We start from the raw sequence: 13,661 nt of genomic DNA on the forward strand, positions 1-13,661 counted from the left end.
AGGCCGGGGCGTCGGGCTTACTTGATGCGCTGACCCGGCTTGGCGCCGCTGTCAGGGCTGAGCAGGTAGATTTCCTCACCGCCAGGACCGGCGGCCATGACCATCCCCTCGGACACGCCAAAGCGCATTTTGCGTGGCTTGAGGTTGGCGATCATCATGGTCAGGCGACCTTCCAGCTTGGCCGGGTCCGGGTACGCCGACTTGATCCCGGAGAACACGTTGCGCTGCTCGTCACCGATATCCAGGGTCAGGCGCAGCAGCTTGTCGGCACCTTCCACGGCTTCGGCCTTGACGATCAGGGCGACGCGCAGGTCGACCGCGGCGAAGGTGTCGAATTCGATTTCCGGCGACAGCGGATCCTTGGCCAGCTCGCCGTTGCCGGCTGGCGCAGGGGCAGCCTGGCTGGCGGCCAGGTCTTCCTTCGAGGCTTCGACCATGGCTTCGACCCTGGCCGGCTCGATACGGGTCATCAGCGCCTTGAACGGGTTCAACTGGTGGTTTTCCAGGCGGGTCAGGTGGTCGTTCCAGGTCAGCGGCGCGACGTTGAGGAACGCCTCGGCCTCGGCGCTCAGCACCGGCAGCACCGGCTTGAGGAAGATCACCAGCTGACGGAACAGGTTGATGCCCTGGGCGCAGATGGCCTGGACCTCGTCCTGCTTGCCTTCCTGCTTGGCCAGCGACCACGGTGCCTTGTCGGCGATCCAGGCGTTGGCACGGTCGGCCAGGGCCATGGTTTCACGCATGGCGCGGGAGAAGTCGCGGGCCTCGTAGGCTTCGGCGATGCCCGGGGCGGCGGCGAGGAAGGCCTCGGTCAGCTCCGGCGCGGCGTCGCCGGCGACCATCACGCCGTCGTTGCCCTTGTGGATGAAGCCGGCGCAACGGCTGGCGATGTTGACCACCTTGCCGACCAGGTCGGAGTTGACCTTCTGCACGAAGTCCTCGAGGTTCAGGTCGAGGTCATCGACGCCGCGGCCCAGCTTGGAGGCGTAGTAGTAGCGCAGGTATTCCGGCGCCAGGTGGTCCAGGTAGGTGCGCGCCTTGATGAAGGTGCCGCGGGACTTGGACATCTTCTGGCCGTTGACGGTCAGGTAGCCGTGCACGTTGATCGCGGTCGGCTTGCGGAAACCCGCGCCCTGGAGCATGGCCGGCCAGAACAGGGCGTGGAAGTTGACGATGTCCTTGCCGATGAAGTGGTACAGCTCGGCCGTCGAGTCCTTGTTCCAGAAAGCGTCGAAGTCCAGCTCGGGACGGCGCGCGCAGAGGTTCTTGAAGCTGGCCATGTAGCCGATCGGCGCATCCAGCCAGACATAGAAGTACTTGCCCGGCTCGCCCGGGATCTCGAAGCCGAAGTACGGCGCGTCACGGGAGATGTCCCACTCCTGCAGGCCGGAGTCCAGCCATTCGGCCAGCTTGTTGGCCACGGCGTCCTGCAGGGTGCCGCTGCGGGTCCACTCCTGGAGCATGGCCTGGAAGTCCGGCAACTTGAAGAAGAAGTGCTGCGAGTCCTTGAGGACCGGGGTGGCGCCGGAAATCGCCGACTTCGGGTTCTTCAGCTCGGTCGGTGCGTAGGTGGCGCCGCATTTCTCGCAGTTGTCGCCGTACTGGTCCTCGGCCGCGCATTTCGGGCAGGTGCCCTTGATGAAGCGGTCGGCCAGGAACATCTTCTTGTCCGGGTCGAAGTACTGGGTGACCGAGCGGGTAGCGATGTGACCGGCGTCGCGCAGGGCCAGGTAGATCTGGTTGGACAGTTCGCGGTTTTCTTCGGCGTGGGTCGAGTGGAAGTTGTCGAAGTCGACGAGGAAGTCGGCGAAATCGCCGGCATGTTCCTTCTGCACGCCGTCGATCAGCTGTTCCGGGGTGATGCCTTCCTTTTCCGCGCGCAGCATGATCGCCGAGCCGTGGGCGTCGTCAGCGCAGACGTAGATGCACTGGTTGCCACGGTGCTTCTGGAAACGCACCCACATGTCGGTCTGGATGTACTCGAGCATGTGGCCAAGGTGGATGGAACCGTTGGCATAGGGCAGGGCACTGGTAACGAGGATCTGGCGTGGCTCGGACATGGGGGCTCGGCTACTTTATTCGGCTATCAAGGGAAAACGGTGATCGGCCACTATAAAGGGCCGGCAACTATTTTTCACCCCGTGGACGTCCCGGCGCTGACACACGGGTTAGCATAGCGGCCTGTTCGATCCAGTCTTTTATCGGGAGTCTCCATGAGCGCCGTCACTCGCGCAGCGGTTGAAGCCGTCCTTCGTCAATACACCGACCCTTACCTGAACCAGGACCCTGTCAGCGCCGGCTGCGTGCGCGCCATCGTCATCGAGGGCGATCGGGTCGGCGTGCTGTTGCAACTGGGGTATGCCGCCGGCCTGTTCAAGAATGGCTGGGCGCAGGTGCTGCAGACCGCTATCGAAGGGCTCGACGGCGTCAGCGCCGCCAAGGTGACCATCGACTGCGTGATCGACGCGCACAAGGCCCAGGCGCAGGTGCCGGGCCTGGCCAACGTGAAGAACATCATCGCCGTGGCCTCCGGCAAGGGCGGCGTGGGCAAGTCCACCACCGCGGCCAACCTGGCCCTGGCCCTGGCTCGCGAAGGCGCGCGGGTCGGCATCCTCGACGCGGACATCTACGGCCCGAGCCAGGGCGTGATGTTCGGTATCCCCGAGGGCACCCGGCCGCAGGTCAAGGAGCAGAAGTGGTTCGTGCCGATCAAGGCCCATGGCGTGGAAGTCATGTCCATGGCCTTCCTCACCGACGACAACACGCCGATGGTCTGGCGTGGTCCGATGGTTTCCGGCGCGCTGCTGCAACTGGTGACCCAGACCGCCTGGGACAACCTCGACTACCTGGTGATCGACATGCCGCCGGGTACCGGCGACATCCAGCTGACCCTGGCGCAGAAGGTCCCGGTGGCCGGTTCGGTGATCGTCACCACGCCGCAGGACCTGGCCCTGCTCGACGCGAAGAAGGGCGTGGAGATGTTCCGCAAGGTCAACATCCCGGTGCTCGGTGTGGTCGAGAACATGGCCGTGCACATCTGTTCCAACTGCGGGCACGCCGAGCACCTGTTCGGTGAAGGCGGCGGCGAGAAGCTGGCGGCGCAGTATGGGGTCGAGCTGCTGGCGTCGCTGCCGCTGTCGATGCTGATTCGCGAGCAGGCGGACAACGGCAAGCCGACGGCGATCGCCGAGCCGGAGAGCCAGATCGCCATGGTCTACCAGGAGCTGGCGCGGTCGGTAGGGGCGCGGCTGGTATTGCAGGAAGCGTCGGCGCCGGCGATGCCGAACATCACCATCAGCGACGATTGAAAATACTTCCCGTAGGAGCGTGGCTTGTCGGTGTGCCGAACCACCGCGAAAGGGCCGCAGCGCGGCCCCGAAGATCGTACTGGCGGTATCCATTTGGGACCGCTGCGCGATCCTTTCGCGGTGGTTCGGCACACCGACAAACCGCGCTCCTACGGAGGCACCGGGCGCAGCGGCATGCAGGCAATAAAAAACCCCGCCATCAGGCGGGGTTTTTTCAAGCGCGAAACGAGGGCGATTAGCCTTCTACGCGAACTTGCTCAGCTTGCATGCCTTTCTGGCCGCGGGTAGCGACGAAAGAAACTTGCTGGCCTTCTTTCAGGCTCTTGAAGCCATCAGCTTCGATAGCCTTGAAGTGTACGAACAGGTCGTCACCGGATTGTGGGGTGATGAAGCCGAAGCCTTTTTCATCGTTGAACCACTTGACGGTACCGGTTTGGCGATTGGACATGGTCTGTCTCCTTGGACAAAGTTGATTACGGCTCAGGAACGCCCTGGCCGGGACTGAGTGCAAAAAGACAGAAAATTCATGGATGGGTGATCGAAATCATGCATCAAGTAGAGATTCTCAGTGACAACGTGCAGCACAGTGGCGGCACCTTAACCCTTTTTTTCCAAGGTGCCAATGGTCTCGACGGCCTTTTGCGCAATTCATGACTGACGGCGGCATCCGTGGCCTCCACCGGTCCGTCCGGCGAGCGGATGCAGGCTAAATCTTTGAAGCCGGCGCGCGTCCCGGTAAGATGCGCGTCACCTTTTTCACCCCGCTATTTCAGGACCCCCGCCATGAGCATCAAATCGGACAAGTGGATTCGCCGCATGGCGCAGGAACACGGCATGATCGAACCGTTCGTCGAGCGCCAGGTACGCAGCGACGGCAACGACCGCCTGATCTCCTTCGGTGTCTCCAGCTATGGCTACGACGTGCGTTGCGCCGACGAATTCAAGGTCTTCACCAACATCAACTCGGCCACCGTCGATCCGAAGAACTTCGACGCCGGCAGCTTCGTCGACGTCAAGAGCGATGTCTGCATCATCCCGCCGAACTCCTTCGCCCTGGCCCGTACCGTCGAGTACTTCCGCATCCCGCGCAACGTCCTGACCATCTGCCTGGGCAAGAGCACCTACGCGCGCTGCGGCATCATCGTCAACGTCACCCCGCTGGAACCGGAATGGGAAGGCCACGTGACCCTGGAGTTCTCCAACACCACCACGCTGCCGGCGAAGATCTACGCCAACGAGGGCGTGGCGCAGATGCTCTTCCTCGAGTCCGATGAGGAATGTGAAGTCTCCTACAAGGATCGTGGCGGCAAGTACCAGGGCCAGCGTGGCGTGACCCTGCCTCGCACCTGACACGCAGCGCCTGATCCGACGAACCGGGGGGAATTCCCCCGGCGTTCGGTACTCCAACGAGATGAACCGTCCCGGCGCGCACGAGGCGCGTCGGCTCTCGTCAGGAGCAGCCAATGAAACTCGACCCCAGCATCAGCGCCAAGCTGGCCCTGCTGCAGCCCAACCAGATCGGGCTGCCGGCATGGTCGCTGCTGGCGCATCCGCCCATGCAGGTCGGTGGCGTGCCAGGCCAGCCCGACCCCGACACCCCGCAACCGCCACAACCCGGTGAAACCCCGCCCATGGAGCCGGGAGAGCCGACCCTGCCGGATGAACCACCACCCGCCCCGGTCGCCTGAGTCAGCGCGGCAACGGCCAGACCTGGCCGTCGCCCGCCACATAGAGGCGCGCCGGTGCGCTGGGCATGACCTCCCAGCCACCGGTGAACTCGCCGAACGCCGGCAGCAGACTGACCTGCTCGTCGATCACGAAGCACGGCAGGCGCAGACGCTGCCGGGCACGACCGCGCAGCACGCAGACCGGATGCACATGACCCGCCAGCACTGGCCGGGTCGCATGCACGGTCGGTTCGTGCTGCAGGGCAAACGGCTCCAGTAACCAGGGTTGATCCAGCACCTCGATGCCCAGTTGCGCCGGTGGATCGCCGGCGTGGCGGTCGTGGTTGCCACGGATCAGGCCGATGTGCAGTGCCGGGTGACGCTCGCGCCAATCCCGCAGCAGGCCCAGGGTCGCCGGCGCGCGACCGGAGCGGGCGTGGATGAAGTCGCCGAGCACGAACAACTGCTCGCAGGGATAGGCCGCCAGCAGCGCCTCCAGGCGTGCGAGGGTCGCCGCCGTGGTTCCGCGCGGCACCGGCTGATGCAGCGCGCGGTAGCTGGCGGCCTTGCCGATGTGCAGGTCCGCCACCAGCAGCGCGCGCCGCGCCGGCCAGTACAGTGCGCGGTCGGCCAGCAGCCACAGGCGCGCGCCACACAGTTCGATTTCAACGTGGGCGGGCATGAGCTTGTTCCTTGTCCGCGGCCTTCTCCAGGTCGGCGACCATCCGCGCGATACGGTCGGCGAGTTTCTCCGTGCTCAGGGTTTCGCGCATGCCCTCCACCACCAGGGCGAAGGCCAGCGGGCCCGGGCGGCGCAGGACATGCAGGTCGAGGCGCAGGTCATTGATCTTCAGCAACTGGCGCTGCAGGCGTTCGATTTCCAGCTCCTCGCGCAGCACCTCGTCACGGGCCTGGCCGAGCAGCAGGTTGTCGGCGTCATGCCGTCGAAAGACCTCGAAGAACAGCCCGCTGGAGGCCTGGATCTGCCGGGTGCTCTTCTGCGCGGCCGGGTAGCCGCCGAACACCAGGCCGGAAATCTGCGCGATCTCGCGAAAGCGTCGTTGCGCCATTTCACCGGCATTCAGGCTGGCCAGCACGTCCTCCAGCAGATGCTCCGGGCTCAGCGCCACCGGCAGCAGTTGGGCCCAGTCCAGCGCGCTCGGGGTGAGCAGTTCGAAGCCATAGTCGTTGACCGCGATGGACACGCTCAGCGGCCGCTCGCGACTGGCGCGCCAGGCGATCAGGCTGGCCAGGCCGAGGTTGGCCATGCGCCCGGCGAACGGGTAGAGAAACAGGTGCCAGCCCTGGCGCGAATGCCAGGTTTCGGCCAGCAGGCTGCTGCGGGTTGGAATGGCCGACCATTGCGCCTGCAGTTCCAGCAGCGGGCGCACGGCCTGCATCTCCGGGCCACTGTAGCGACCGTGGGCGGCGGCGTCGAGTTGTGCCACCAGGGCATCCGCCAGTTCGCTGGAGAGGGGCATACGCCCGCCATTCCAGCGCGCCAGCGCGGCCTTGCGCGAGGTGCTGCGGCGCACGTAGGCGGTCATGTTCTCCACCCGCACCAGCTCCAGCACGCGCCCGGCGAAGACGAAGGCGTCATCCGGGCGCAGGCGGGCGATGAAGGCTTCCTCGACGCTGCCCAGGCTGGCGCCGCCACCGCCCTTGCTCCAGAACTTCAACTGGATGCTGGCGTCGCTGACGATGGTGCCGATGCCCATGCGATGGCGTCGCGCCAGGCGCTCGCTGGCGACCCGCCAGACACCGTCGGCGCCGGGCTCGACGCGCTGGTAGTCGGGATAGGCGGTCAGCGAGCTGCCGCCATGGCGGACGAAATCCAGCGCCCATTGCCACTGGCTGTCGCGCAGCTCGCAATAGGCCCAGGCGCTGCGTACCTCCGCCAGCAGCTCCACGGGCCGGAAGCCGCTGCCCAGGGCCATGCTCACCAGATGCTGGACCAGCACGTCGAGGCACAGCCGTGGTGACTGCCGCGCCTCGATCTGCCCGGCGGCCAGGGCGTGTCGGGCGGCGGCGGCCTCCACCAGCTCCAGGCTGTGGGTCGGCACCAGGGTGATCCGCGAGGCGCGTCCCGGTGCGTGCCCGGAGCGCCCGGCGCGCTGCATCAGGCGCGCCACGCCCTTGGCCGAGCCGATCTGCAGCACCCGTTCCACCGGCAGGAAATCCACCCCGAGGTCGAGGCTGGAGGTACAGACCACGGCCTTCAGGCCACCCTCCTTGAGACTGCGTTCGACCCAGTCCCGCGTGCTGCGCGCCAGCGAGGCATGGTGCAGGGCGATCAGCCCGGCCCAGTCCGGTCGTGCCTCGAGCAGCGCCTGGTACCAGCGCTCGGCCTGGGCGCGGGTGTTGGTGAACACCAGGCAGCTGTGGCACGCATCGATTTCCGCCGCCACCTGTGCCGCCTGGCTCAGGCCCATGTGCCCGGCCCAGGGAAAGCGTTCGATGGCCCGGGGCAGCAGGCAGTCCACCTGCAGGCGCTTGTCCTGGCGTCCCTCGACCAGCCGACCGCCCTCCGGCAGCAGCACGTCGAGGGCGTGCTGCAGATTGCCCAGGGTCGCCGACAGCCCCCAGACCGCCAGGCCCGGATGCCAGCGGCGCAGGCGCGCCAGGGCCAGTTGCAACTGCACGCCACGCTTGTTGCCGAGCAGTTCGTGCCATTCGTCGACTACCACCATGCGCAGGCTGGCGAAGTCGTTTTCGGCTTGGGCGCGGGTCAGCAGCAGGGTCAGGCTTTCCGGTGTGGTGATCAGCGCCGAAGGCAGGCGTCGGGCCTGGCGCGCGCGCTCGGCGCTGCCGGTGTCGCCGCTGCGCACGCCGACGCTCCATGGCAGGCCGAGGTCGTCCAGCGGGCGCAGCAGGGCGCGGGCGGTGTCGGCGGCGAGGGCGCGCATGGGCGTGATCCACAGCACCTGCAGGGGCGCAGGCTGTTGGCCGGGCGCGCTCGGGCGGTTGCCGAAGGCGCGCAGGGCGGCGAGCCAGACCGCATAGGTCTTGCCCGCTCCGGTGCTGGCGTGGAGCAGGCCGGATTCGCCGCGGCCCAGCGCCGCCCAGACCTGGCGCTGGAAGGCGAACGGCGTCCAGCCGCGGGCGGCGAACCAGGCATCGGCGAGATTGGGCGTGACAGGCATGCGCGTGGCCGGTGGGGTCTGTGTCTTCACAGACCTCCGGCGACGGCCATTGGTTTTATTTCAGATTGCCCCGCAGGAACTGCTGCAGGCGTTCGCTCTTCGGTTGGCCAAGGACTTCGGCGGGCGGCCCCTGTTCTTCCACCAGGCCCTGATGGAGGAACATCACCTGGCTGGAGACCTGGCGGGCAAAGGCCATTTCATGGGTGACCATGATCATGGTGCGGCCCTCCTCGGCCAGTCCCTGGATCACCCGCAGCACTTCGCCGACCAGTTCCGGGTCGAGGGCCGAGGTGGGTTCGTCGAACAGCAGCACTTCCGGCTCCATGGCCAGGGCGCGGGCGATGGCGACGCGCTGCTGCTGGCCGCCGGAGAGGAACGCCGGGTACTGGTCGGCGACCCGCGACGCCAGGCCGACCTTGTCCAGGTAGCGCCGCGCCCGTTCCTCGGCCTCCTGCTTGCTCACCCCGAGCACCCGCCGCGGCGCCATGCAGATGTTTTCCAGCACGCTGAGGTGGCTCCACAGGTTGAAGTGCTGGAACACCATGGCCAGCCGCGTGCGCAGGCGCTGCAGCTCGTTGGCGTCGGCCACGTGCATGCCGTGGCGGTCGTGGGCCATGCGGATGTCCTTGCCATCCAGGGTCATGCGCCCGTCGTCGGGCTGTTCGAGAAAGTTGATGCAGCGCAGGAAGGTACTCTTGCCCGAGCCGCTGGCGCCGATCAGGCTGATCACGTCGCCGGTCTTCGCCTGCAGCGAGACGCCCTTGAGCACCTTGTGCTCGCCGTAACTCTTGTGCAGGTCTTCGATGGTCAGTTTGTACACGCACGATCCCTCATGGCGACAGCAGATAACCGCTACGGTAGGCCTCGCGCCCGGCGACATGGGCAATCACCATGCCGGCGCTGGCCATGCGCCGCAGCGAGCGGGCGTAGAGCAGGCCGGCCTGGGTGTTGCGCACCGGCGTGACGCGGTCGTTCAGCGGGTCGATGACCTCGGCCACCAGTTGCCCGGCTTCCAGGTATTCGCCCGGCGCGACATGGAACACCAGCAGCCCGCCCAGCGGCGTCGCCACCGGTTCCACCGCGGCCAGCGGCGTGGCGGGGTAGAGCAGCGGCGGCAGCGGCGCCGGTTCGCCCTCGATGGCGCCGAAGCGGGTCAGGTACTGCAAAATCGCCTCGCAGTCGGCCTGGGCCAGCGGATGGCTGACATCGCCCTGGCCGCGCAATTCAACGGTCACCGAGAAGCTGCCCATGGGGATCGGGAACTGCTTGCCGAAGCGCTGCTGCAGTTGCCACCAGACCAGGGTGAAGCACTCGTCGAACGACTGCCCGCCGGAGTCGGTGGCGAGCAGACTGGCCTGCACGCCGAGGTAGCGCGACAGCGGTTCGACCTGGGCCCAGGCTTCCGGTGTGGTGTAGAGGTGCTCGACGGCCTCGAAGTCGCAGTGCAGGTCGAGGACCATGTCGGCGTCGCAGGCCAGGCGCTGCAGGGTCAGGCGCTGCGATTGCAGCGGGGTGGCCGCCGGGTGGGCGTCGAGGCCGCGGCGCAGGTATTCGCGGATCAGGTCCAGGTTGTGCTGCGGGTCCTGGGTCAGGTGAGCCTCGATCTGGTCGCCGATCTGGTCGCTGAGGTCGACGAAGCGGCGGTTGAAGTTCTCGCCGCTCTGCATTTCGTAGCGGCCCAGGGGCACGTCCATCAGTACCTGTTCCAGGCCCACCGGGTTGGCCACCGGCACCAGGACGATCTCGCGGCGCAGCAGGCCCTGGGCCTCGAGCTCGGCGAGACGTTGCTTGAGGTGCCAGGCCACCAGCATGCCGGGCAGTTCGTCGGCGTGCAGCGAGGCCTGGATATAGATCTTGCCGCCGGCGCGCGGGCCGAAGTGAAAGCTGTGGATCTGGCGGGCGATGCCGGGCACCGGGGCCAGCAGGTCGTGGGTCTTGTGATGCATGGAAAGTCCTAGTGAGCGGGGCCGAGGAAGGCTAGCCAGCGCCGTTCGGCGAGGCGGAACAGGCCGACCAGGGTGAACGTGACGCACAGGTAGATCAGCGCTGCGATGCCGAACGACTGGAAGGTGAGGAAGGTCGCCGAGTTGGCGTCCCGCGCCACTTTCAGGATATCCGGCACGGTGGCGGTGAAGGCCACGGTGGTCGAATGCAGCATCAGGATCACCTCATTGCTGTAGAACGGCAGCGAGCGGCGCAGCGCCGACGGCATGATGATGTAAGCATAGAGTTTCCAGCCGTGCAGCCCGTAGGCCCTGGCCGCCTCGATTTCACCGTGGTGCATGCTGCGGATCGCCCCGGCGAAGATCTCCGTGGTGTAGGCGCAGGTGTTCAGGGCGAAGGCGAGGATGGTGCAGTTCATCGCATCGCGGAAGAACGCATCCAGCAGCGGTTGTTCGCGCACCGCGGCGATGCTGTAGATCCCGGTGTAGCAGATCAGCAGCTGGATATAGAGCGGCGTGCCGCGGAACAGGTAGGTATAGAACTGCACCGGCCAACGTATCCAGAAGCGCCGCGAGACGCGGGCGATGGACAGCGGGATCGAGGCGACGAAGCCGAATGCCAGCGACGCGCTGAGCAGCCACATGGTCATCGCCAGGCCGGTGATGTTGCTGCCGTCGGTGTAGAGGAAGGCGCGCCAGTATTCCTGCAGCAGTTCGATCATCGCAGCGCCTCCCGGGTGCCGACGTTATAGCGCCGTTCCAGCCAGCGCAGGACCAGGTTCGAAGCACTGGTGATCAACAGGTAGATCAGCGCCGCCACCACCAGGAAGTAGAACAGTTGGTAGGTGCTCTTGCCGGCGTCCTGCGCCGCCTTGACCAGGTCGGCGAGGCCGATGATCGAGACCAGCGCGGTGGCCTTGAGCATGACCATCCAGTTGTTGCCGATGCCCGGCAGGGCGAAGCGCATCATCTGCGGGAAGACCACGAAGCGGAAGCGCTGCATGCGCTTGAGGCCATAGGCCGTGGCCGCCTCGACCTGGCCGCGCGGCACGGCGAGGATGGCGCCGCGAAAGGTCTCGGTGAAGTAGGCGCCGTAGATGAAGCCGAGGGTGATGACCCCGGCAGCGAACGGGTCGATCTCGATGTACTCCCATTCCATGTAGTCGGTAAGGCTGGTGAGCCAGGTCTGCAGGCTGTAGAAGATCAGCAGCATCAGCACCAGGTCCGGCACGCCGCGGATCAGCGTGGTGTAGAACTGTGCCGGCAGGCGCAGCAGGCGGATCGGCGAGAGCTTGGCGCTGGCGCCGATCAGGCCGAGGCCGACCGCCACCAGCAGGGAGACGAAGGACAGTTTCACGGTCATCCAGGTGCCCTGCCAGAGCAGTGGGCCGAAGCCTTTCAGACTGAATGCGGAAAGCCCGAGCAGGGCGAGCAGGTCGTCGAGCATTGACGCGAACCCCAAGGCAGAAAAAAGAAGTGCCCGCCATCGCAGGGCGGGCACCGGTTGCGCGGTTACTTGCCGCTGTAGAGGTTCAGGTCACCGAAGTGCTTCTTCTGGATTTCGGCATAGGTGCCATCATCGTGTAACGCTTTGATACCTTTGTTCAGGAGCTCCTTCAGCTCGGTGTTACCTTTGCGGATGCCGACCGCGGTCTTCGACGGCAGCAGTTCGCTGTCCACGGGCTGGCTCACTTCGTAGCCGGCGCCTTTCTCGGACTTGAGGAAGCCCAGCTCGGCCTGGAGCATGTCCTGGATCGAGGCATCGAGGCGGCCGGAGAGCAGGTCGGCATAGACCTGGTCCTGGTTGGCGTAGGCCTGGGTCTTGACCCCGGCCTTGTCCAGCACGGCCTTGGCGTAGGCCTCCTGGATGGTGCCTTGCTCGTAGCCCACGGTCTTGCCCTTGAGCGAGGCCAGGTCGGTACTCAGGCCCGAGCCTTTCTTGTAGACCAGCGAGGTCGGGCCGGAGAACAGCTCGTTGGAAAAGTCGATGACTTTCTCCCGCGCGTCGGTGACGGTCATGGATGAGATCACGCCGTCGAACTTGTTGGCCTTGAGGCCCGGAATCATGCCGTCGAAGTCACTTTCGACCCATTTGCAGGTGACTTTCAGTTCCTTGCAGATGGCATTGCCCAGATCGATATCGAAGCCCACCAGGCTGCCGTCGGCGGCCTTGGATTCGAAGGGGGCGTAGGACGGATCGACGCCGAAGCGCAGCTCTTTGTATTCCTTGGCCAGGGTACTGCCGGCAGCCAGACACAGAGCAACAGCGGAAAGCGTCAGCCATGCTTTTTTCATCGTGTAGTCCTTGAGATGCGGCGAATGTTGGAGTTGGCCGTGCACCGTTACCGGTCGCGGCCTGACTTCACAGTGATAGCAAGTTCCGCACCAGTGTGCCCGGGGCGCTGATTGTGTTGCTTGACCTGGCCTTGTCGATAAGGCCGCATGCCCCGTGGCAGGGCGGCTGCGCGCGGGGTGTGCGGGGTGTCGGTGCGTGCGGGGTCAAATGCTGAAACATTTGCATCGGGGGGAAGCGTTGCCGCTGCCGGGGTCGGCTGGATAGGGTCCGGACCTTGGCTCCCGCATCGACGGCGTACACCGAACCTTGTGGGAGCTGGCTCTGGAGGGCACAGGAGAGTGCCGACATGCACCTGACAAGGATCAGCCAGTGAGCGCCACCCCCGACATCCTGCAATGGTGGCTCACCACCAACGCCCGCTTCGACGATTGCTGCACTCCCGAAGAACTGTTCGCCGAAACCGCCCGCCAGGTACGCAGCCTGGGCTTCGAGCGCTTTGCCCATGGCCGTCGCCCGCGGCTGCCGTTCAGCCAGGCGCGCACACGCTTCAACGGCAACTATCCCGCCGACTGGCGCGACGACACTGGCGCCAGCACGACCCTGCGTCCGGGCCTGCTGATCTGGGACCGTTATGGCCAGGCCCCCGGCGACCTGCGCGAGCACGGCTATGCCAGCGGCGCCACCTGCATCCAGCGCGGTGCCGATGGCGCCTGGCAACTGCTGTGCGTGGCCCGACGCAAAGGCTCGATAAAGTCCCGGGAACTGCTGCCCCTGAAGTTGCAGCTGCGCAGTTTGCTGGAGTTGCTCGACGAGCATCTGCAACGTGTCGAAGGCCTTCCGCCGAAGATCATCCTCAGCGAGCGGGAAACCCAGATATTGCGCTGGATCGCCGATGGCAAGTGCTCCAAGGGCATCGCCGGGATCCTGCAGCTTTCCGAACACACGGTGAACTTCCACATCAAGAGCATCCTGCGCAAGTTCGACTCGCCCAACCGCGTACTGGCGGCGGCCCATGCCGCGGCATTGGGCCTGATCTGAGGCTCCGTTCGTCGTCTTGCGGCGAATGTCGGGCGGCCTGTTTAGGCCGGGGTCGACCAGGGCAAACGTCATTGTTGAAAGCGATGGCGCCGCGAAAGATAACGATCTTCGTCAATCAGGAACTATCAGCTGGGATATTTCCTACAACGTGCAGCCTACCTGTTCCGGCAGTTGTTGCTGAGCCCCATTGCCCCTAGTGTCTGCGCCGTGCTGTCGAGTGGATGAGCCGCGAGCGAACAATCCCACCCTTTGTTCGCTCTCGGCTC

At 65.7% G+C, this 13,661-nt stretch carries 14 protein-coding genes; 5 read left to right on the plus strand and 9 right to left on the minus strand.

The window, feature by feature from the left end:
- Nucleotides 1–17: 17 nt before the first annotated feature.
- Nucleotides 18–2,060, minus strand: coding sequence for a methionine--tRNA ligase (metG, locus tag RTI28_RS05940; RefSeq protein WP_316919568.1), 2,043 nt, complete (start codon nucleotides 2,058–2,060; stop codon nucleotides 18–20).
- A gap of 153 nt (nucleotides 2,061–2,213) precedes the next feature.
- On the opposite strand from metG, the gene apbC reads away from it, so the two are divergent.
- Nucleotides 2,214–3,308, plus strand: coding sequence for an iron-sulfur cluster carrier protein ApbC (apbC, locus tag RTI28_RS05945; RefSeq protein ID WP_316919569.1), 1,095 nt, complete (start codon nucleotides 2,214–2,216; stop codon nucleotides 3,306–3,308).
- 235 nt (nucleotides 3,309–3,543) lie between these two features.
- Here the strand turns inward: apbC and RTI28_RS05950 are convergent, their stop codons facing one another.
- Nucleotides 3,544–3,756: a cold-shock protein gene (locus RTI28_RS05950; protein ID WP_316919570.1), complete on the minus strand. Its 213-nt coding sequence runs from the start codon at nucleotides 3,754–3,756 to the stop codon at nucleotides 3,544–3,546.
- An 11-nt stretch (nucleotides 3,757–3,767) separates the two neighbouring features.
- Between RTI28_RS05950 and RTI28_RS05955 the strand changes: the two genes are divergently transcribed.
- The 3 genes from RTI28_RS05955 (at nucleotide 3,768) to RTI28_RS05965 (ending at nucleotide 4,996) form a co-directional block, all read left to right on the plus strand.
- Nucleotides 3,768–3,962 (plus strand): hypothetical protein, encoded by a 195-nt coding sequence (locus RTI28_RS05955; RefSeq protein WP_316919571.1) that lies wholly within the window; start codon nucleotides 3,768–3,770, stop codon nucleotides 3,960–3,962.
- A 129-nt stretch (nucleotides 3,963–4,091) separates the two neighbouring features.
- Nucleotides 4,092–4,658: a dCTP deaminase gene (dcd, locus tag RTI28_RS05960; RefSeq protein WP_316919572.1), complete on the plus strand. Its 567-nt coding sequence runs from the start codon at nucleotides 4,092–4,094 to the stop codon at nucleotides 4,656–4,658.
- Between the two features lie 113 nt (nucleotides 4,659–4,771).
- Complete coding sequence (locus RTI28_RS05965) at nucleotides 4,772–4,996, plus strand: hypothetical protein (RefSeq protein ID WP_316919573.1); 225 nt, start codon at nucleotides 4,772–4,774, stop codon at nucleotides 4,994–4,996.
- Nucleotide 4,997: 1 nt separating this feature from the next.
- Here RTI28_RS05965 and pdeM read toward each other — a convergent pair whose 3' ends face one another.
- From pdeM to RTI28_RS06000, 7 genes are all read right to left on the minus strand, one after another.
- Nucleotides 4,998–5,657 carry a ligase-associated DNA damage response endonuclease PdeM gene (gene pdeM, locus RTI28_RS05970; RefSeq protein ID WP_316919574.1) on the minus strand — a complete coding sequence of 220 codons (660 nt, stop codon included), beginning with the start codon at nucleotides 5,655–5,657 and terminating at the stop codon, nucleotides 4,998–5,000.
- Complete coding sequence (locus tag RTI28_RS05975) at nucleotides 5,641–8,118, minus strand: ligase-associated DNA damage response DEXH box helicase (RefSeq protein ID WP_316919619.1); 2,478 nt, start codon at nucleotides 8,116–8,118, stop codon at nucleotides 5,641–5,643. Before RTI28_RS05975 ends, pdeM begins: the two co-directional genes overlap by 17 nt.
- Before the next feature lie 55 nt (nucleotides 8,119–8,173).
- Nucleotides 8,174–8,938, minus strand: coding sequence for an ABC transporter ATP-binding protein (locus RTI28_RS05980; protein WP_316919575.1), 765 nt, complete (start codon nucleotides 8,936–8,938; stop codon nucleotides 8,174–8,176).
- A gap of 10 nt (nucleotides 8,939–8,948) precedes the next feature.
- Nucleotides 8,949–10,064, minus strand: a complete 1,116-nt coding sequence (locus RTI28_RS05985; RefSeq protein WP_316919576.1) for a M14 family metallopeptidase — start codon at nucleotides 10,062–10,064, stop codon at nucleotides 8,949–8,951.
- An 8-nt stretch (nucleotides 10,065–10,072) separates the two neighbouring features.
- A complete protein-coding gene (locus RTI28_RS05990; protein WP_316919577.1) occupies nucleotides 10,073–10,783 on the minus strand; it encodes an ABC transporter permease in 711 nt (236 codons plus the stop codon).
- Nucleotides 10,780–11,508 carry an ABC transporter permease gene (locus RTI28_RS05995; protein WP_316919578.1) on the minus strand — a complete coding sequence of 243 codons (729 nt, stop codon included), beginning with the start codon at nucleotides 11,506–11,508 and terminating at the stop codon, nucleotides 10,780–10,782. Before RTI28_RS05995 ends, RTI28_RS05990 begins: the two co-directional genes overlap by 4 nt.
- Before the next feature lie 65 nt (nucleotides 11,509–11,573).
- Nucleotides 11,574–12,356, minus strand: coding sequence for a transporter substrate-binding domain-containing protein (locus RTI28_RS06000; RefSeq protein ID WP_316919579.1), 783 nt, complete (start codon nucleotides 12,354–12,356; stop codon nucleotides 11,574–11,576).
- A 370-nt stretch (nucleotides 12,357–12,726) separates the two neighbouring features.
- Here RTI28_RS06000 and RTI28_RS06005 point away from each other — a divergent pair, with 370 nt between their 5' ends.
- A complete protein-coding gene (locus tag RTI28_RS06005) occupies nucleotides 12,727–13,395 on the plus strand; it encodes a LuxR C-terminal-related transcriptional regulator (RefSeq protein ID WP_316919580.1) in 669 nt (222 codons plus the stop codon).
- Nucleotides 13,396–13,661: the final 266 nt, after the last annotated feature.

The organism is Pseudomonas sp. zfem002, from assembly GCF_032621685.1.
In the GTDB taxonomy this organism is placed as follows: domain Bacteria; phylum Pseudomonadota; class Gammaproteobacteria; order Pseudomonadales; family Pseudomonadaceae; genus Aquipseudomonas; species Aquipseudomonas japonica.